Origin of the sequence: Merdimmobilis hominis (assembly GCF_016901855.1) — a bacterium.
Lineage (GTDB): Bacteria > Bacillota > Clostridia > Oscillospirales > Ruminococcaceae > Paludihabitans.
Genome location: NZ_JACJKY010000021.1, coordinates 1 through 20,208 on the forward strand (window position 1 = coordinate 1; position 20,208 = coordinate 20,208).

General features: G+C 48.5%; 19 protein-coding genes. 11 read left to right on the top strand and 8 right to left on the bottom strand.

Annotated features, from left to right (window positions below; translation table 11 throughout):
* The 3 genes from H6A12_RS10730 to nadA all read right to left on the bottom strand — a co-directional run.
* The coding region (locus tag H6A12_RS10730; RefSeq protein WP_204447742.1) for a glycosyl hydrolase family 18 protein at positions 1–1,806 on the bottom strand (1,806 nt) is incomplete at its 3' end.
* A gap of 101 nt (positions 1,807–1,907) precedes the next feature.
* Positions 1,908–2,531, bottom strand: a complete 624-nt coding sequence (locus tag H6A12_RS10735) for a TetR/AcrR family transcriptional regulator (protein WP_204447744.1) — start codon at positions 2,529–2,531, stop codon at positions 1,908–1,910.
* Positions 2,532–2,539: 8 nt separating this feature from the next.
* A complete protein-coding gene (nadA, locus tag H6A12_RS10740; RefSeq protein ID WP_204447747.1) occupies positions 2,540–3,451 on the bottom strand; it encodes a quinolinate synthase NadA in 912 nt (303 codons plus the stop codon).
* A gap of 222 nt (positions 3,452–3,673) precedes the next feature.
* Here nadA and prfB point away from each other — a divergent pair, with 222 nt between their 5' ends.
* The 7 genes from prfB (at position 3,674) to H6A12_RS10775 (ending at position 11,832) form a co-directional block, all read left to right on the top strand.
* On the top strand, positions 3,674–4,786 hold the full coding sequence (prfB, locus tag H6A12_RS10745) for a peptide chain release factor 2 (RefSeq protein ID WP_204447749.1): 1,113 nt from the start codon (positions 3,674–3,676) through the stop codon (positions 4,784–4,786).
* A 46-nt stretch (positions 4,787–4,832) separates the two neighbouring features.
* Positions 4,833–5,126 (top strand): hypothetical protein, encoded by a 294-nt coding sequence (locus H6A12_RS10750; protein ID WP_204447751.1) that lies wholly within the window; start codon positions 4,833–4,835, stop codon positions 5,124–5,126.
* Positions 5,127–5,140: 14 nt separating this feature from the next.
* Positions 5,141–7,351 (top strand): SF1B family DNA helicase RecD2, encoded by a 2,211-nt coding sequence (gene recD2, locus H6A12_RS10755; protein ID WP_204447754.1) that lies wholly within the window; start codon positions 5,141–5,143, stop codon positions 7,349–7,351.
* Positions 7,348–8,052 carry a ComF family protein gene (locus H6A12_RS10760; protein WP_204447756.1) on the top strand — a complete coding sequence of 235 codons (705 nt, stop codon included), beginning with the start codon at positions 7,348–7,350 and terminating at the stop codon, positions 8,050–8,052. Before recD2 ends, H6A12_RS10760 begins: the two co-directional genes overlap by 4 nt.
* Positions 8,053–8,084: 32 nt before the next feature.
* Entirely contained in the window at positions 8,085–9,101 is a 1,017-nt protein-coding gene (locus tag H6A12_RS10765) for a rod shape-determining protein (RefSeq protein WP_204447758.1), read from the top strand.
* Between the two features lie 21 nt (positions 9,102–9,122).
* Positions 9,123–10,349, top strand: coding sequence for a GNAT family N-acetyltransferase (locus tag H6A12_RS10770; RefSeq protein ID WP_204447760.1), 1,227 nt, complete (start codon positions 9,123–9,125; stop codon positions 10,347–10,349).
* Between the two features lie 85 nt (positions 10,350–10,434).
* Entirely contained in the window at positions 10,435–11,832 is a 1,398-nt protein-coding gene (locus H6A12_RS10775) for an ROK family protein (protein ID WP_204447762.1), read from the top strand.
* A 105-nt stretch (positions 11,833–11,937) separates the two neighbouring features.
* On the opposite strand, the gene H6A12_RS10780 is transcribed toward H6A12_RS10775, so the two are convergent.
* Positions 11,938–12,510 carry a chromate transporter gene (locus H6A12_RS10780; protein ID WP_204447765.1) on the bottom strand — a complete coding sequence of 191 codons (573 nt, stop codon included), beginning with the start codon at positions 12,508–12,510 and terminating at the stop codon, positions 11,938–11,940.
* Complete coding sequence (locus tag H6A12_RS10785; protein WP_204447766.1) at positions 12,507–13,085, bottom strand: chromate transporter; 579 nt, start codon at positions 13,083–13,085, stop codon at positions 12,507–12,509. The genes H6A12_RS10780 and H6A12_RS10785 overlap by 4 nt, the downstream gene beginning before the upstream one ends.
* Before the next feature lie 111 nt (positions 13,086–13,196).
* Between H6A12_RS10785 and H6A12_RS10790 the strand changes: the two genes are divergently transcribed.
* Positions 13,197–14,093, top strand: coding sequence for a LysR family transcriptional regulator (locus tag H6A12_RS10790; protein ID WP_204447767.1), 897 nt, complete (start codon positions 13,197–13,199; stop codon positions 14,091–14,093).
* Between the two features lie 47 nt (positions 14,094–14,140).
* Positions 14,141–14,629 (top strand): S-ribosylhomocysteine lyase, encoded by a 489-nt coding sequence (locus tag H6A12_RS10795; RefSeq protein WP_204447768.1) that lies wholly within the window; start codon positions 14,141–14,143, stop codon positions 14,627–14,629.
* A gap of 48 nt (positions 14,630–14,677) precedes the next feature.
* On the opposite strand, the gene spoIVA is transcribed toward H6A12_RS10795, so the two are convergent.
* Together spoIVA and H6A12_RS10805 are read right to left on the bottom strand one after the other, a co-directional pair.
* On the bottom strand, positions 14,678–16,156 hold the full coding sequence (gene spoIVA, locus H6A12_RS10800) for a stage IV sporulation protein A (protein ID WP_204447769.1): 1,479 nt from the start codon (positions 16,154–16,156) through the stop codon (positions 14,678–14,680).
* A gap of 2 nt (positions 16,157–16,158) precedes the next feature.
* Positions 16,159–17,721 carry a DUF3794 domain-containing protein gene (locus H6A12_RS10805; RefSeq protein WP_204447770.1) on the bottom strand — a complete coding sequence of 521 codons (1,563 nt, stop codon included), beginning with the start codon at positions 17,719–17,721 and terminating at the stop codon, positions 16,159–16,161.
* Between the two features lie 228 nt (positions 17,722–17,949).
* Here H6A12_RS10805 and nagB point away from each other — a divergent pair, with 228 nt between their 5' ends.
* Positions 17,950–18,693 (top strand): glucosamine-6-phosphate deaminase, encoded by a 744-nt coding sequence (nagB, locus tag H6A12_RS10810; protein WP_204447772.1) that lies wholly within the window; start codon positions 17,950–17,952, stop codon positions 18,691–18,693.
* A gap of 33 nt (positions 18,694–18,726) precedes the next feature.
* On the opposite strand, the gene H6A12_RS10815 is transcribed toward nagB, so the two are convergent.
* Positions 18,727–19,260 (bottom strand): GNAT family N-acetyltransferase, encoded by a 534-nt coding sequence (locus H6A12_RS10815; protein WP_204447775.1) that lies wholly within the window; start codon positions 19,258–19,260, stop codon positions 18,727–18,729.
* Between the two features lie 196 nt (positions 19,261–19,456).
* On the opposite strand from H6A12_RS10815, the gene H6A12_RS10820 reads away from it, so the two are divergent.
* Positions 19,457–20,200, top strand: a complete 744-nt coding sequence (locus H6A12_RS10820; RefSeq protein ID WP_204447777.1) for an NYN domain-containing protein — start codon at positions 19,457–19,459, stop codon at positions 20,198–20,200.
* Positions 20,201–20,208: the final 8 nt, after the last annotated feature.

Below are 20,208 nucleotides of genomic sequence, written 5' to 3' on the forward strand. Positions count from 1 at the left end.
GTTTACGTGCGTAAGAATCGAGGAAGAGGTGGAAGCGAGCGAACGGATGCGCACACGATCGCCGGTGGAATAACCTGTTTTGGTTGCAGGCGTGCTCGGCGCAGTGAATAATACATAATCAGCGGAAATATAGCCTTTCGTACCATCTTTGAGTGTGACAGCATACCATCCGTTCTGCGATTCACCGTGTACTGTAAACGAATCGCCGCGGTTTACATGCGTAAGAATCGAGGAAGAGGTGGAAGCGAGAGCGCGGATGCGCACGCGGTCACCGGTCGAATATCCTGTTTTTTCGGCAGGAGCGGGCTGATTCTCCGAAATGGTCACATAGGCTGCGCTCACATAGCCGATCTGTCCGTTTGCCATCTTGATTTGATAAAAACTTCCGCTTGTCCCGATCACGGTTACGCTGTCGCCTTTTTGATAATAGGCAATCGTTTCGCTGTCGGTGGTGGCCTCTTTCCGCACACGGAGAGAGGAAGCGGTTACTGTTCCAAGCAAAGGTGATTGCGGTGTCGGATGCAGATTGCTTTGTGTCAGCCATTCTGTAAGCTTTGAACGGATGCCGTCCGTTGCCTGTGTCAGCGACCAGGAGCCCATGCCTTTTAGATCATATTGATGAATCAATCGTGTTTTTTCATAAATGGATGTTTCATCCTCAAACCACACAGTATACGAGCCGGGTGTGAGTTTTTTTCCGCTGACAGAGAGCAGGGGATCCCCTGCATTTACGGTAAACTGTGCCTTCGGCGACCGTGCAGATGTGTCATATGTGATGGTACCGTTATACTGCTTTACGAGTGTTTCCACCATCGTAAGATTTAAGCCATTGCCGGAAAATGTGCCGTCACTGCTCCACATACGTCCGTAAAACGGCACACCCACGACAAGTTTGTCGGCTGTGGTGTGTTCAAGCGCGTATTCGATGGATCGTTTTACGAACGAATAGCTTGCAACCGGACCGGCACTGCTGCCTTCCCAGCTTTCATCGTATGCCATTATCATCAAATAGTCTGCATATTTTGCGAGTGCGGCATAGTCATACGATCCGTGCCATCCGGTCGTCCATCCGTTTGGATTGGCGGCTACCGCGACAGAAACTTCTTTTTCAGCGGGGAGCTTTTGCCGCAGAAGTCGGACGAATTCTGTGTAAGCATTGCGATGAAGATGTGTAACATTTTCAATGTCCACGTTGACACCATCGAGGTTGTTTTTCACAATTGCATCTGCGACGGATTGTGCAAGTGCTTCAGGATCTGACAGCGCTTTTTCACCGGCAGTACGATTCCAGTGATTGCTGAGCATCGGCACAACCTTGATGCCCATTGCATGCATGGCGTCGATAAAAGAGCGGTCGATGTTGACCGTCACAAGGCTGCCGGATGTGTTCAGATCAAAATAGCTCGGCGAAACGGTTTGAAAGGAACCGACCTGCTTGATTTGTTCGATTTGCTGCGATACAGTTCCGCCGTATAAATACGTCATATGAAATCGTGTCTGTAAGGAGGAGAACTGCTGCTGCTCATTCAAAAAGCGCGGAGTAAAACCATCAGCTTGTGCGGCTGCGGCAGAAATTGCCTGCATGGACATGGTTGCAACCAAAACACCTGCCACAAAAATTTTGACGGATTTGATCGGAAGTCCCGCTGCTTTTTCCTGAATCGAGAGAAAAAAGTTTCGGCGTTGTTTTGAATCATGTTTGCCGGGAGACAAAAATTCCCGTGCAAATTCCGCGTCTGTTTTGTCAAAGTATAAATGCAGATCATAGCTGCGGCTGCTGTTTTCAATAATTTCATAACGATACATCGATTTCACCATCCTTGGTCGTTAGTATGACCACAAATGGCAAAAAATAAACCATCTCCTGCTTTTTTAAGCAGGAGATGGAGGGGAAAATCTTGATGCGTTTAAAATGAAGGCGGTGTAGGCATTTGCAGGAAACGAATGCCGTTTCTGAACATCTGATCCGCCATATATGCCATTTCTTCCGGCGTTTGACGCATTCCGGTGTCGATCCAGTGTTCAAACAGTCCGATACAGCCTGTGACAACGAACACAGAAAAATATTCCGGCACATATGCGATCGGGTGAGAGGGGAACAGCTTCGCCCAGTCTGTTACACATTTGTCCAAAAGCTTGTTGCGAAGCAGACTGATGAATTCTGCATCGCCGTGTGTTCCCAAAAACGCTTTGCAGATGCTGGCGTGCCGTTCCAAGAAACGGAACATATCGCACAGCATAGAGTGCGGACGTTCACCGCTCACTTCGGTGTGATGAGTGTTCAGTACAACGGAAAAATCGTCAAGGACTTCTTTGCGAACCTGACAGATCATATCGTCAATGTCTTTATAATGAATATAAAAGGTTGCACGATTGATATTTGCGCGGCTGGTCAGTTCCCGTACAGTGATGGCATTGACGTTTTTTTCGAGCATTAACGATGCAAGACTTTCATATAAAGCCGCTTTTGTTCGTTTGACACGTGCGTTTTGTGCGCGTGCCGGTTTTGATGTATGAGCAAACGAGTCCATAATTCTCCTTATCCGCCAAGACGAATCATTTCGTCGATTGGCTTTTTCGCGCGGATGCGCAGTGTTTCGTCCAATGTGATAACTTTTCCGCCGTCACCTTTTAATGCGTGATAAACGTCACCCAGATTTGTGATGCGCATGTCCGGACAGAACAGCTTTTTGGACAGTACATAAAAATGACGGTCAGGATAACAAACGGAAAGAAAATCAGCGACGCTTTTTTCCGTGCCGATGATGCAGTCGTCAGAATGTGTGTGTGCATACCGCAGAATATCCGCAGTGGAACCGGCAACATCAGCGTGCCGAATCACCTCCGGCGGAAGTTCCGGATGCATCAAAAGCTTTGCGTTTGGATATGCGGCTTTTGCAGCGAGGACTTCTTCTTCGGTGACAGCATCGTGAACCGGGCAACAGCCTTCCCAGACTTCGATGTGTTTGTGCGGGAGTGCGCCGCGGACAAATCGCCCGAGATTTTTGTCGGGGATAAAGAGGATTTTATCCTGCGGCAGTGCGTTTACAATTTTGACTGCACTCGACGAAGTAACACAGACATCGCTCACCGCTTTTAACTCCGTGGAGGTGTTGATATACGCGACCACGGCATAATCGGGATGTTCCTGTTTAAAAGCAATGACGCGTTCGGGTGAAATCTGCTCCGCCATGGCGCAGGTTGCGTGCGCAACGGGAAGAATCACGTTTTTTTCGGGGCAAAGCATCTTGAGTGTCTCTGCCATGAAGAGCACGCCGCATAAAATGATAGTGTCGCAGTCATATTCGTGCGCTTTTGCACTCAGTGCGAAGGAATCGCCGGTCAAATCGGCAATTTCCAAAATGTCAGGGGACTGATAGCTGTGTGCAAAGATCTTTGCGTTTTTTTCTTTTTTGAGTGTAAGAATTTGTTTTTGCAGATCGTTTAACATAAAAAAAGAGCACTCCTTGCTTTTTTGCTGCGAAAAGGCGGAAAACGATAAAAACCGACACAATGTCTTGTTTGAATCTATGATACACGCAAAACATGCCCTTGTCAAGAAGCGAAAAGCCTTTACAATAGGCATCTGTTCGATTATAATATAAAGATGTATACGTGTCTTAAAACCGAATGATAGATTTGTTGCGGAAGTACCGCAGAAGGGTGGATTTTCTTGTTATTTTATGATGAAACAAAAGTCGAGCTTGCAAACCTTGCCCCGGAGCTTGATGAGTTAAAAAGTGCACTTGGAATTGATAAAAAGAAGCTGGAAATTGAAGAATTGGAAGGCCGTGCGGCACAGCCTGATTTTTGGGATAACATGGAGGAGTCGCAGAAAGTGCTCCGCCACACAAGCCAGCTTAAAAGTGCAGTGGAATCGTATGAGAAGCTGTGCGCACAGCACGAGGATCTTGTGACGCTCGTGGAGATGGCGATTGAGGAAGATGACGAAAGCGTCGAGGAAGAACTGCGCACCGAGCTCGATGCGTTTAAAGAAACGCTCGAAACGCTGAAACTTCGTACCTTATTAACAGAGGAATATGACGCAAACAATGCGATCCTTACATTCCATGCAGGTGCAGGCGGAACAGAGGCACAGGACTGGGTCAGCATGCTGTTTCGTATGTATCAGCGCTGGGCAGAGCGCAAAGGCTTCAACGTCAAAACGCTCGACTATCTTGCAGGCGACGAAGCAGGCATCAAGAGTGTCAGCTTCATTGTCGAGGGCGAGAATGCATACGGCTTTTTGAAGAGCGAAAACGGTGTCCATCGTCTGGTGCGCGTTTCGCCGTTTGACTCGTCGGGACGCCGTCACACATCGTTTGCATCGCTTGAGGTTATGCCGGAAATCGACGACAGCATCGAAGTCAATATCCGTCCGGAGGATTTGCAGGTGGATACCTACCGTTCCGGCGGTGCAGGCGGTCAGAACGTCAACAAGGTGTCGTCGGCAGTGCGTATCACGCATATTCCGACCGGCATCGTCTGCGCTTGCCAGACTGAGCGCAGCCAGCTGCAAAACAAAGCAAACGCAATGAAAATGCTCAAATCAAAGCTTATTCAGATCAAAGAACGCGAGCATTTTGACAAAATCGAGGATATCAAAGGCGTGCAGAAAGAAATCGCATGGGGCAGCCAGATCCGCTCCTATGTTTTCATGCCGTATACCCTTGCAAAAGACCATCGCACCGGCTTTGAAAACGGCAACATTCAAGCGGTGATGGATGGCGACATCGACGGCTTTATCAATGCATTCTTAAAAGCAAAGAGCCGCGGCGAACTGTAACATAAAAAATCGTTCACCCATATACTGTCACTGAGAGGTGATTGATATGGGTGAATATCTTGCAATGGCCTTTTTGATCGTGACAAGTCTGCTTGGAATCATTTTGCTGGCGCGGCTTTGTCTGATGCAGCTCTGCGGCGGTGCGTGTCCGCGCGGCGTCCATGTACTTCCGATGTCGGGCGAGGTGACATCCGCGGAGTGGATGCTGCGCCGATTGCTATACCGAGGGGCCAGACAAATTGTTGTCATTGACCTTGGATGCAGTGCACATACACGCGAGATTCTCAGGCGGTTTTGTGATGACCATGCGGCGGTGACCGTCATTTCACCGGATACATAACGGAAAGGAGCGCTATGAGCACACAGGAATATGTGAAAATCTCCGGCTGTGTGGAGGAGATTATCTATAAAAATGAAGATACCGGCTTTTGTGTGCTCGATGTAAGCGTCGATAATGAGCTTATCTGTGCGGTAGGAACGATGGTTTCCGTGGAGCCGGGCGAGGAACTCGAATTGACCGGCTATTTTGATACGCATCCGGTGCATGGCGAGCAGTTTAAAGTGCAGATGGTGGAGCGCCGGCTTCCCGCGACGTCGAGTGCGATTCGCCGTTATCTGTCGAGCGGTGTGGTCAAGGGAATCGGCCCTGCGACGGCACGCAATATTGTAAACTGCTTCGGTGACGACACGTTAAAGATTATCGAAGAATCGCCGATGCGATTAGCGGAGGTACCGGGCATCAGTGCGGCAAAGGCACAGAAATTGGCCGGTGCATTTGCGCAGGTGTTCGGTGTACGTACCTTGATGATGTTTTTGTCAAAATATCAGGTCACACCGATGCAGAGCGTTGCTATTTATAAGGAATGGGGCAATCACGCGATGGATTTGATCAAGCAGAATCCGTATATTCTGTCGCGTGCCTCATTCGGCATTTCGTTTGCGACAGCGGACGCGATGGCAACGGCGTTCGAGCTGCCGCCCGAAAACGAAGACCGGATTTTAGCAGGTATTCAGTTTGTGTTAAAGCACAACACCGCAAACGGACATACGGCACTGCCGTCCCGATTGCTGCTGCCAACTGCCGCAAAGCTTTTGCAGCTGTCGGAGCCAGCAGTGGAAGAAGTACTCAAACAAGCGGTGTCCGATGGCGAGCTTTATGAGGAAGAGGGAACGCCCGATCTCATTTTTTTGCCGGAATATTATATGGCGCAGCAAAACATCGTGTCGCGGATTTCGCTGATGCTTTCCTCATACCGGGAGCCGCAGCCGCAGATTGACGAAGTGATTTCGCTCATTGAATCGGAAAAGGGAATTCACTATGAATCCTTGCAGCGCAAAGCGATTGCACAGGCGGCAGAGCATCCGGTGTTCATTTTGACCGGCGGACCGGGTACCGGTAAAACAACGACGGTCAACGGTATGATCGAGCTGTTTGAACAGCAGGGAAAAACGGTGCTGCTGACGGCACCCACTGGACGAGCCGCAAAACGTATGACGGAAGTGAGCGGCAAGGAGGCTAAGACAATCCACCGTCTGCTCGAGGTGGAGCCGGGCTATGCACAGACGGGCAAGCTTGTGTTTTCCCACAATGAACAGAATCCGCTGTACGGCGATGTCATCATCGTGGACGAGGTGTCGATGGTGGATACGCTGCTGTTTGACGCACTGCTGCGCGGCATGAAACCGACTGCAAAGCTTATTTTAGTCGGTGACTATCATCAGCTTCCGAGCGTGGGCGCTGGCAACATTCTGCGCGATCTGATCGAAAGCGACTGTGTACCTACCGTCAGCTTGACACAGATTTTCCGCCAAGCAGCGCAAAGTTTAATCGTCACAAACGCGCACGCGATCGTGAGCGGCGAAATGCCGGAACTCAGACGGAAGGACAACGACTTTTTCTTCCTGCCGCAAAACGACGGAAAACAGGCGGCGCAGCTGATTGCCGACCTTTGTGCAACACGGCTGCCGAATACGTACGGATTTTCGCCGACAGAGGATATACAGGTGCTCTGTCCGCAGCGAAAGGGTGAGCTTGGTGTAATCGTGCTCAATCAGTATTTGCAGGAGCGGTTAAATCCTGCCGCACCGGGAAAAACAGAATGGAAAAGCCCGACATATCTCTTCCGCGAGCAGGATAAAGTCATGCAGATCCGGAATAATTATGATATTCCGTGGAAACGCGGCGAAGAAGCAGGTGCCGGCATTTTTAACGGTGATATCGGCATTATCCGCATGATTGATCGCGGTTCGAGGACGATGGCGGTCGAATTTGACGCAAGAATTGCGTACTATAGCTTTGATATGTCAAAGGAATTAGAGCTTGCCTATGCCGTTACGGTGCATAAGAGCCAGGGCAGTGAGTTTGACGCGATTATTCTGCCGGTGATGGGCGGATATGACAAGCTGTATTTTCGAAATCTGCTCTATACAGCGGTAACCCGCGCGAAAAAGATTCTCATTCTGGTCGGACAGCAGAGCCGCATTGCATTCATGGTGCAAAACGACAAGAAAATGCGGCGGTATACCGGACTTTCGAAAATGCTCAAAGGGCGGATGCTCACATGAAGCGGCGGTGTGCAAAAATCGAATATTTCTGGCATATTTTCTTTCCGAACCGGTGTCTGTTTTGCGAAAAGCCGATTGCCGGCGACGAGGTGTTTTGTCCGCACTGTGAAAAAGAACAGCCATTGCTTCCGGCTGTCTGCAATCGCTGTTTAAAGCCGGTTGGTGCATGCACCTGCACGGTTCCGGTGTTTTCCGTCTTTCGCTATGAAGAAGGCGCCGAAACAGCAGTTCATGCGATGAAATTTACAGGTGACTGTGTGGCGGCGCAAAAGCTTGCACAGCTGATGGCGGGCAGGCTGTTTGAGTTGTTTAATTTTCATTTTCCGTTTGACCGGATTGTGCCGGTGCCGATGCATAAAAAGGATAAAAAAGACCGTGGATTTTCACAATCGGAATGGCTTGCAAAAGCGCTTTCAAAACAAATTTCAGTGCCGTGTATTGCGGATGCGCTCAAAAAAGTCCGCCGCACCAAAAAGCAACACACGCTTTCTGCACAAGAGAGAATGAAGAATCTAACCGGTGCGTTTGCTGTAAAATATCCGGAACGGATTCGCGGTCAGCGCATTTTGCTCGTGGACGATGTGTTCACAACCGGAGCGACTGCGTATGAAACAGCTGGGGTGCTGATTCGTGCAGGTGCATCGTCGGTGACAGTGATTGTTGCGGCGAAAACAACATTTACAGGAAACAATGGATTATGATATACTGAACATAGAAAAGGTGGTGTGCTCGTATGGGAGCAATGGATATTGGAATTGATCTTGGAACAACGAAGATTATCATATACAAACCCGGTGTCGGCGAGCTTTTGCGTGAGCCTGCTGTCGTTGCGGTGAATACGAAAGATGACACATTGATTGCCGCAGGACAGGAAGCGCTGTTGATGGTGGGAAAAACGCCGGAGTATATTCGTGCGGAGTTTCCGCTTGAAAACGGCGTCATTTCCAATCATGTGATGACGGAGCTGATGCTTAAGGAATTTTTGCACCGCGCGTGCAGCAGTTTCTTGGTGAAGCACCGGTTTGTGATCTGTGTGCCGTCTTCGGTGACCGAGGTGGAGCGCCGTGCAGTGGTGCGGACGATCGTCCATGCCGGTGTGCGCACGATCTATTTGATTGAAGAACCGATTGCGGCAGCACTCGGCGCCGGAATTGATGTCATGCAGCCGAACGGCTCGCTTGTGGTGGATATCGGCGGCGGCACGTCGGATATCGCTGTGATCTCGCTGGGCGGCGTGGTGCTTTCGGAATCGCTCCGCTATGCGGGAAACCATATCGATGAAGCGATCGTCAAACTGATGCTGTCGAAATACAATTTGTCGATCGGCAAGAAAATGGCACAGCAGATTAAACAGCAGATCGGCAATGTGTGGAACCCATCAAGCGACGAAAAAACAAAAGTACGCGGCAGAAATCTATTGACAATTTATCCGCAGCAGATTGAAGTGTCGTCGCTTGATATTTATGATGCGATTTCACCGTTTGCGCAGATGATCGTGGCGGCAGTTAAACGTGTACTCGACAAAACGCCGCCGGAGCTTGCAAGCGATATTTATGAAAACGGTATCACAATGACGGGCGGCGGTTCACTTCTGCGCGGACTTCCCGAGCTTTTGACGCAGGAAACGGGCATTCAGGCACGTGTTGCTGAAAATGCGATTGAAGCTGTGTCTGTTGGTACGGCAAAAGCGTTTGAGTATGCCGATTTGCTGCAAACCGGCTTTTCGCAGGAGCAGGCAAACAACTATTAACGCAAACTGGAGGGGACGTTTGTGATTATCAGAAAAATCAGAGAAGAAGAACTCAAGCGATGCTATGAAGTGATGTCGATTGCGTTTGAATTTCCGAATAAAGCAACGCAGACAAACGACGAAATCGTCAAAGAGGCAAAAGAACAGCCGAAAACGCGCGGACAGGAATACTGGCAGGAAAAATGGGCGGCGTTTGAAGACGACGACAAAACGATGATGGGATTTATGTTCACGATTCCATATACCGTGCAGTTTGACGGGCAGGAGTATCCGATGTGCGGCATCGGCGGCGTGTCAACGCTTCCGCAGTACCGGAAAAACGGCGTCATTCGCGGCTGCTTTGAACACAATCTGCCGCAGATGTATGAAGACGGCGTGGTGTTTTCATATCTTTACCCGTTTTCGACGGCGTTTTATCGGAAATTCGGCTATGAGATGTGCGGCGAGCGGGTGTTTTATGAGATTGACCTGCGTGCGTATACACATTTCCCGGTTGAGGGCAAATGCGTTTTGGCGGAAGGGCAGTCGTTCAATGAAGAAATCGCATCGGTGTACCGCGATTTCTGCGGTAACATGAATCTGATGTGTGTGCGCAAGCCGTATGATTTTCCTGATGCAGAGGGAAGAGATCCTGCAAAGGACTGTGTCTATACCTATGTGTATGTTGCAAAGGATGGTACGCCGAAAGGTGTCATGACCTTCACCAAAGAACAAATCGAGCCGTATGTGTTTGAGATGAAATGCAGTCAGTTTTATTTTTCCGACTGGGAAGGATTTTACGGGCTTTTGAATCATGCACTTGCGTATAAAACGTATTATAAGAAGATTTCATTCTGGCTGCCGTCACACATGGATGTTGTCAGCCGGATTCCCGAATGGGCAATGGTGCCGTGCAAACGTACTGTGGCACACACTGGTATGAACCGTGTTGTCAATGTGCAAAAGGCGTTAAAAGGCGCACGGTATCACGGAAGCGGTACGATTGCGATTGGTGTAAATGATCCGCAGATTGCAAAAAACGACGGCGTGTGGCTTGTTTCGTTTGAGAATGGACAGGCAAGCGCAGTGGAACGTACCACAAAAACACCCGATATCACAATGGGAATTTCCGATTTTTCGCGTTTGATTGCGGGTTCACATGACACGGCAGATGCGGTTTCATTGCCGGGTGTTTTGGTCTTGAACCCTTCTGCGCCGTTTGCGGGTGTATTTTACAAAAAGCCGATTTTTATCATGGATTCTTTCTAAAATACTTGCTTTTTGACACTGCACATTGTATACTTATACTAAGGTAATGTTGGTTACACTTCATTAGAAAAAGGAGAAGATTACCATGAATATTTATGGCGTCAATGTTGACATCAAAAACGTTCCGGAGCTTGATCCGACGTTCGCACCGCTGCATGTGTTTAACCGCGAGTTTTTGAAAACCGCGAAAAAACCGATCGCAGTTGCAGTGGAGAGAAGCGGCGGCTTGATTTCCGTGTATGATACATTCATTCACGGCACACCGGAAATGGCAGATGCGGACAACTACTATGTTGACCGTCTGGTCAAATTCCTGCTGTGGGCAAAAGGCGGCTTCCGCGTGTATATCTGCGGCGACGAAAACGTGTACCGCTATATGCACGATACATACAGCCCGAATGGCGCACGTGCATTTGACTATGACTTCATGAAACAGGTGTACGAGAAAGAATTCGAGGTCGTCAATGTCCCGAATCTTGCGGACAAACCGGCTGCAAACGAGAAATCCAAAGCAATCGGCAAACATTTGGACGGCTGCCGCATCGGCTTTGATGCAGGCGGATCTGACCGTAAAGTTTCCGCAGTTGTGGACGGTGTTCCGGTATTCAGTGAGGAAACCGTTTGGCTGCCGAAAGTCAATCCGGACCCGGATTATCACTTCGAAGGCATTCTGCACTCCATGAAAATGGCAGCAGAGAAAATGCCGCGCGTTGATGCAATCGGCGTCAGCTCCGCTGGTATTTACATCGACAACCGCACCATGGTTGCATCGCTGTTCTTAAAAGTGCCGAAAGATGCATTCGATGCAAAAGTAAAAGACATCTATCTGCGCGCAGCAGACGAAATCAGCAAAATGGTCGGTCACAAAGTGCCGATCGAAGTTGTAAACGACGGCGACGTCACTGCTCTGGCAGGCGCAATGAACTTAAATGACGTAGACGTGCTGGGTATCGCAATGGGTACTTCCGAAGCAGTCGGCTATGTTGATAAAGACGGCAACATCACCGGATGGCTCAACGAGCTCGCATTCGCACCGGTTGACGCACAGCCGGACGCAATGGAAGACGAGTGGTCGGGCGACATCGGCTGCGGCGTTAAATACTTCTCGCAGGACGGCGTCATCAAACTGGCAAAACCGGCTGGCATCGAGCTTGATGAGGATGCAACACCGGCTGAGAAACTGAAAGCTGTTCAGGCGCTCATGGAAAAAGACGATCCGCGTGCAGTCAAAGTGTACGAGTCGCTCGGCGTATATTTGGGCCACACTTTGGCACTGTATGCTGACTTCTATGAGATTCGTCACTGCCTGCTGCTTGGCCGTGTGATGTCCGGCAAAGGCGGCGACCTGATCCTCAAAGTTGCAAAAGAGGTGCTCGCTGACGAGTATCCGCAGATTAAAATGAACGCACAGACACCGGACGAGAAAATGAAACGTGTCGGTCAGTCTGTTGCAGCAGCAAGCCTTCCGGAAATCGTAAAATAAGGATTGCTGATCGTTTCGACTGTATATTCTATCATGAAATTAAAAAAGGCTCGTGTTCTTAAAAGAACACGAGCCTTCTTTTTTGCTGATACCATCAAAACGGCATCATTGAAGACCGGTAAGCTTTGTGACAAGCATTCCGACGACACCGCACCCGACCATCACATAGATGGGATTGACTTTCCATTTGCGCAGGACAAAAAATGCGATCAAAAACAGCGCAATGCCGACAAACCGAACGTCTGCAAATGATGCGGGAATCAGTCCGTCTACAAATGAAGCAGTCAGCAGAATCGATAAGCCTGCCGAAGCGATCATCGCGACAACCGCCGGCCGCAGACCGGACAGCACGCCGCGCACAACGGTGAGATTTTGATATTTAAAATAGAAATGTGCGAGCAGCAATACGATGATGCATGACGGAAGCACACAACCGAGTGTCGCCACCAGTGCGCCGCCGACGCCTGCAATTTTGATGCCGACAAATGTTGCCGAGTTGATTGCAACCGGGCCGGGTGTCATCTGTGAAATTGTAATGACATCGACGAATTCGTTCATCGAAAGCCAGCCGTGCAGATTGACGACCTGATTTTGAATCAGCGGCATTGCAGCATATCCGCCGCCAATACTGAACAGTCCGATTTGAAAAAAGCTTAAAAATAATTGCAGATAGATCATTCGACGCCACGCTCCTTTTTCCGTTTTTCTTCAAAGTGCGAGGATACCGCGCCGATTGCACCGCAAATGAGGATCAGAAGAATGATATTCACGTTAAAGAAGTAGCTTGCGACGAAAACCGCAGCCATGATGAGCACCGGCAGCCATTTTTTCTCTTTGATAATGCCGCTTGCCATCGAAAAGACAACATCTGCAATGACTGCTGCCACACCCGACTGCATTCCTTGAAGAAGTGCTGCGACCCAGGTGTTTGTGGCGAAAGCCTGATAAAACAGCGAAATGATCGACAGTGTAATCAGCGGCGGCAACACGGTTCCGATGATTGTTACAAGTGTGCCAAGCTTTCCGGCAAGCCGGTAGCCAATGAGAATTGCAGCATTTACGGCGATCGGTCCCGGCGAGGACTGTGCGATTGCAGTCAAATCGAGCATTTCCTTTTCTTCAATCCAGTGCAGATCGTCGGCAAATTTCTTTTTCATCAGCGGAATAATGACGTATCCGCCGCCGAATGTGAATGCGCTTAAATAGAACGTAGATGTAAACAGCTTTAAATAAAGCTTTGCGTCCTTTTTCATCAAACCCCTCCATGATGTTTCTGAATATAGTATACTCCTTGCTTTTTCATAAGTAAAATAGTATTATAATATAATAAGTATAATAATTTTGTTATGAATAGGAGGGGCGATATGACACTGCGTCATTTGCGGATTTTTTTTGCTGTATGTGAGGAACACAGCATGACAAAAGCGGCAGCGCGGCTTTATTTGGCACAGCCGTCTGTAAGCCTTGCGATCCGAGAGATGGAGGAGCATTACGGCGTCAAGCTGTTTGACCGGGTATCGCGGCGGCTTGATTTGACGGAAGCCGGAAAACAGTGTTATGCGTATACCACGCACATTCTGACGCTTGTGGATGAAATGGAGCAAGGAATTCGGCGGTTTGACAGCCACCGGCTGCATATCGGATGCAGTTTGACAATCGGAACGTGTCTGCTGCCGGCGATCGTATCGCAGTTTAAAGAGCAGCATCCGCAAACGGAAATTTCTGCACAGATTGAAAATTCCGAGCGTATTCTTTCGATGGTCAGTGATAACGCGCTTGATTTTGCATTGGTGGAAGCGATTCCGAACGACCCGCAGCTTAGAAAAGAACAGTTTTTGACGGACACATTGATCCCGGTCTGTGCGCCGTTTCATCCGCTTTCACGGGAAGCGAATGTGACCGCCGAACAATTCGCGTCGTTTCCGGTTATCATGCGCGAAAAGGGAAGTGGTACGCGGGAACTGTTTGACAGTGTGATGCTAATGCATAATCTGGTGGTCAATCCGCTTTGGGTGAGCACAAACACGCAGGCGATTTTGTCGGCGGTTTCTGCGGGAATCGGTGTTTCCGTGCTGCCGCGGCTGCTTGCGGAAGATGCGATTGCCAAAGGCGAAATCGTTGAAATTTCAACTCGTGACCTCTCGTTTTCCCGTGCATTTTACCTGGTGTATCATAAAAACCGGTATCTTTCTTCAACCGCAGAAGCATTTTTGTCCCTTTGCCGCAATGCATGTACGGTTGCACTTTGCGCGCAGAATTGATATAATAACAAACAAGACGACTGTATTAAAAAAGGATGTACGATTGTATGAAGAAAATCAAAAGCTTTTCTGTTGACCACGATGTGATCACAAAGGGAATGTATATTTCGCGGATTGACGGTGATGTCATTACATATGACGTGCGGATGAAAACGCCGAACGGCGGCGATTATTTGTCGGACGGTGCGATGCACACGATCGAGCATTTGTTTGCAACGTATGCGCGCAACTCTGCGTTTTCCGATCAAATTGTCTATGTCGGACCGATGGGATGCCGTACTGGATTTTACCTGCTCACGCGCGACACCATGACCTATGAGCAGGGATTGTCGCTTGTGCGCGATGCGTTTTTGTTTATGCGTGATTTTTCGGGCGAAATTCCGGGCAGTACAAGAAAAGAATGCGGCAACTATCTTGATCACGATGTGGAAGGCGCAAAAGCCGCTGCATCTGATTTTTGTGATGTGCTGACGACTTGGAATGTCGAAAAACTGATCTACCCCGATCAAAACGGCGCATCTGAAAGTGCAGTATAATAAAAGCGAAAAAACGGAGGATCATTTGATCCTCCGTTTTCACTTTTGTTAAAGAATAATGCAAATCAAGCCGCTGCATCCTTCATTGATGATCCGCTCGATTGTTTCCTGCAATCTGCCGCGCGCTTCCTGCGGCATACGATAGAGCTTGTTGTGCAGTCCTTCGTTGACCAGTGCATGAAGCGATTTGCCAAAGATGTTCGATTCCCAGATCTTCTGCGGATTTTCTTCAAACTCTTTGAGCAGATACATCACAAGCTCTTCAGACTGCTTTTCGGAGCCGACAATCGGGGACACCTCGGTGGTAATCGACGCTTTCATCAAATGATAGCTCGGTGCACTTGCCCGAAGCTTTACGCCGTATTTTCCGCCCTGCTTGACAATTTGCGGTTCTTCGAGTGTGAGCTCGTCGATGCCCGGCATCACAATGCCGTAGCCGGTTGCCTCCACTTCCTCGAGTGCGCCGGCAATTTTTTCGTATTTCTTTTTGATCTGCGCGAGTTCAATCATACATGGCATGAGTGCGGCTTCTCCCGGAATTGACAAGCCGGTCACTTCGCCCAGGATTTGATAGAACAGATCGGGCTTTAAGGAAACGGACAGATAAGCGCTGCCGGTGCCCAGTTCAATTTTGTCAATCCGGCACTGTGTGATGGATTCGCAGTCACAGATCTGTTCGCCCACCGTGCGGACCGTACCGATATGTGTAAGTGAAGCTGTTTTTTCGCGAATGGTATCAAATACGCTTTTGCGCAGCCAGTGATCGTGGTCGAGTGAAACCAGCCAGAAGGGAAGATCAACACAGATATCACGGATCGGGAACTGGAACAAGAGGTTTTGCATGATATCCTGGATATCCCGCAGAGAAAGATCGATACAGCTGACCGGCAAAACGGGCACACCATATTTTTTTGACAAGACCGCTGTCTGTTCCTGTGCATGTGCGCTGTGCGGATCGACGCAGTTATACAGCACGACAAACGGCTTTTTCAAGGAATTTAATTCATTGATGACACGTTCTTCCGCCTCTTCGTACTCTTCGCGGGGAAGATCGGTGATACTGCCGTCGGTTGTGATGACGATGCCGACGGTTGCGTGTTCGGAAATGACCTTCTGCGTTCCGATTTCTGCCGCCATATTAAACGGGACTTCTTCGTCAAACCATGGCGTCATCACCATTCTGGGCACTTCGTTTTCAAAATAGCCGAGTGCACTCGGAATAATGTAACCCACACAGTCGATCATGCGCACATTCATCTCGGCTTGGTTGTCGAGCTTGATCGTGACGGCTTCTTCCGGAATGAATTTCGGTTCTGTCGTCATGATGGTTTTGCCTGCTGCTGATTGAGGCAGTTCGTCGGTGGCGCGCTCTTTTCGGTATTCGCTCTCGATATTCGGAATAACGAGCGTCTCCATGAATTTTTTGATAAATGTGGATTTTCCGGTGCGAACCGGGCCGACAATGCCCACATAGATATCGCCGCCGGTTCGTTTTGCGATATCAGCATATAAATTTCGTTGTTCCATAGTTATGCGCCCTCCTGTGAAGAATGAGAAAGAGACGGAATCATCAGCATGCACGGTGCAGAGATCGGATCGGTAATCCCTTCATTTTCCTGTGCGATCAGTAACGGAGAAGCGCCGTACCGCTTTGCAATCTCCCAGATCCGCTCACCTGCAGACGCATAGTAGAGCCGAAGCGGCGGCTGCTGTGGTTTTTGCGCATCATTTTCCCGCAGATCAATCTGTGTGACTGCATGACAGCGAACATCCGCATACACCGTACCGGTGACACAAAGCTCGGCGCAGACTTCTACTTCTGTATCGGAAATCATCCGGTAAGAAACGGACGATGGGCAGATAATCGGCTGTAAAAAACACGATTCTTCACTGCATGCAGTTTGCAGCGTGAGCTCACACGGCGTTTTTTTCTCATAGAGCACCGGCATGGATTCGCTGTCGCAGGCAAGCAGCGTGCAGCTCAATGTTCCCGTGATGATAAACGATGATTCACCCATACGGCAGTCTTCCTCTGTAAAACGGCAGGAGAGATCGTATACGCCGTTTAACTCATTTTGCGGAATTTCGATGGTCGTTTTGCAGGAATGGGTTTCTTTGAGCGGATAGAGCATGCGTTTGGTCGTGAGCGGAGAAACCTGCGTATCGGCTTGATACTGCGTGGAAAATGCATCGCGCAGCACGTGAATTTCCATGTTTTTGTCAGCTTCGCAGACAGCGCAGATCGAAAATTCCGCATTGACCGCACAGCATTGTCCCGATTCGTCCTGTCTACAGGAGCAGGTGTAGTCTGTTACGTCAAACCGAACGGCTGCGCTGTGTTCTTCTGTGACACCTGGCAGATCAAGCACCTGGCTGAACGGGAATCTCGATTCGATCACTTCGGGTGTCGGCTGTTCCCCGCACGGCATATAGAGCAAGTGAACGAATAGCTCGCCTTTTGTGATGATCCGGTTTTCGATGATCCGCGATTCTGTCAAGGAAGCGTATGTATCAATGGTGAGGATTTCGTCGATCGACGGTTTCCCCTGCGGAACAGAAAGCTCTTCGCGTACGCAGAATTCCTGAGAAGCGGAAAGCCTTCTGCCGAGTACAGTGAGCGGTAGCGGATCGGTCTGTACACCGCAGCCTTTTGCACAGCACAGTACCGGATAATCTTTCGGTGCGGTGACGATGGTGCGGATGGTGAGTGCGCCGCGAATATCAAGCCGGCGCTGGCTGGTTGCACGGCAGTTTACATAATCGCACCGCACCGCCGCAGTGATGTGCGGGGAAGCGGCTTCTTTGTTTAGTTCGAGTGTTTTGTGAAACGGCTGTTTTTGTGTCACAGTGCAGATGCGGTATGTTTCTTCTGCCGTATACATGACGTGAATGTGGCAGATTCCTTCGATCATCAAGCGTCCGTTTGCCATTCGCTTTTGCGTGATGTGCGGAATCAGACGACAGCAGAGCACCTTGAAAATTCCTTTGCAGTAATCGGGCAGCAGATAGTCAAGCTCGACAGACTGTTCGAGTACGCCGTCATAAAGAACTTCATTGATGCAGATTGTATCGTTTGTGCAGGTCAGTTCCATGTAGAAAAGCTCCTTTGCGATCAAGATTGTCTGCCATATTGTTATGCAAAAAGAGGGCTTGTTATGCTTTTTGTTTGTCTTTGGCCATGATAAAGCGGATCACCGTGGTTTGAGCGAGTGGACAAGTATTGTAAAAAAAGCTTACAAATTTCTGATTGAACTCTTTACGTTTTGGTGTTTGTGTGCTAAAATAAAGGTAGCATTTAAAGATAAAAGGAGTGCATTCCAATGAAAATCATTCATTGCAAGGATTACGACGATATGTCAAAAAAGGCTGCTGCGATGTTCTTTTCGCAGATCCACATGAAACCGGACAGCGTGCTCGGTTTGGCAACAGGTTCCACCCCGATCGGTACATACAAACAGCTCATCAAATGGTATGAAGAGGGCGATCTCGATTTCAGCGAGGTCAAATCGGTAAACCTTGACGAGTATGTCGGCTTGGATGGCACAAATGATCAGAGCTATCGTTATTTCATGAATGAAAACCTCTTCAATCATGTCAACATCAACAAAGACAACACAAATGTTCCGAACGGCAAAGCGGAAGATATGGATGCGGAAGCACTTCGTTATGAAGCACTGATCAAATCGCTGGGCGGCATTGATATGCAGCTTCTGGGTATCGGCAATAACGGTCACATCGGCTTCAACGAGCCGAGCGATGCATTTGACAGCATCACACACGAAGTCAAACTGACTGAATCCACCATTCAGGCAAATGCACGTTTCTTTGAAACGATGGACGATGTTCCGAAAACAGCAATTTCCATGGGTATCGGCACCATCATGAAAGCAAAGAAAATCGTGCTGATTGCAAACGGTCCGAAAAAAGCAGATATCATCTATGAGACCTGCTTTGGCCCGATCACACCGAACGTCCCGGCTTCTGCACTGCAGCTGCATCCGGATGTCACAATCATCGTTGATGATGAGGCATATGCAACAATCCTTGCAAAATGCGGAAAATAAGCGTTTTCTAAAACGCGTAAAACAAAAGCTCCCTTAATCGGGAGCTTTTTGTTTCGTTTCGTTGTATGCAATCCGGTATTCGTATGTCCGGAATGTTTTGCTGAGCGGCTTTGACTCAAAGGAACCTGTCTGCATGAATGTAAACCCACACGATTCGATCAGACGGCGTGAGGCTACATTTTCTTCAAAACAGCATGCCCAAATGTATTTGAGTCCTTGGCGGCGGAATAGGTAATCAGTCAAAGCCAGAACCGCTTCTTTCATGAATCCCTGCCGATGGTAGCTGTGATGCAGTACAAATCCAAGTTCACGTGTGTCACTGCGTCCGCCTGCATCTTTAAAAATGCAGATATGACCGATTACTTTATCTTCCTTTTTTAATACAATCGCCAGCCGATTTTTCGCATTTACCCATTCGTTTAAAAGGTCTGCCGATTCTTCAAGCGACTCATGGGCGCGCCATCCGGCATGAATGCCGACGTCCGGCTGGGCGCAGTATTCATGAAAATCATGCAGGTCACATTTGAGAAACGGACGCAGAAAGAGCCGTTCTGTTTCAATCATCATTCTGTTTGATTCCCTTGCTTTCTTTTTGCTTATATGTTTATTATAAAGCGAATTTTGCGGCAATTCAACAGAAAATACGCTATTTGTTATAAAAAATAATGTGTAATTTTGTCTGTTTCGCGCAAATTACTGCTCTTGAAGCATTGTTCTGATTTGTGTTATAATAAAATCATCTATAAAAAAGGGAAGTGTTTCATTGGAAAATGAAAAACGATTCGCCGTATTGATTGATGCGGATAATATTTCCGAAAAATATATCAAAGGAATTTTGGACGAGATCTCAAACGATGGCGTCGCAACATATAAACGCATTTACGGCGATTGGACAAAGCCGAACTTAGGCGCATGGAAGCAGGTGCTTTTGGAAAATTCCATCACGCCGATTCAGCAATACAGCTATACAACCGGAAAAAACGCAACGGATTCCGCGATGATTATTGATGCAATGGATATTTTGTATTCCGGTCATGTGGACGGATTCTGCCTTGTTTCAAGTGACAGCGATTTTACAAGACTTGCGTCAAGACTGCGGGAATCGGGGATGATTGTTGTCGGTATGGGCGAAAAGAAAACACCGTCCGCATTTATTTCCGCGTGCCACCAATTTAAATATCTTGAAATTCTGCTTTGCAATGCGGAGGAAAAGAACAATGCGGATGCACCATCGGAAACGTCACAGCAGCGCACCGATCTTGCAGCGATCAAGCGAACAGTTTTGACCATTATTGATGAGGTTTCGGATGAGGACGAATGGATTTTTATCAGTGAAATCGGTGATATCCTTGTCAAACGATATCCGGATTTTGACGTGCGTAACTATGGCTTTAAAAAGCTTACACCGTTTCTAAAATCGCTCAATATTCTCGATATTCGTTCCACCAGGACGTCCGACGGCAACAATCGCCTGGTCTATGTCCGCGCAAAGAAGAACCATTCATAAAATAAAGG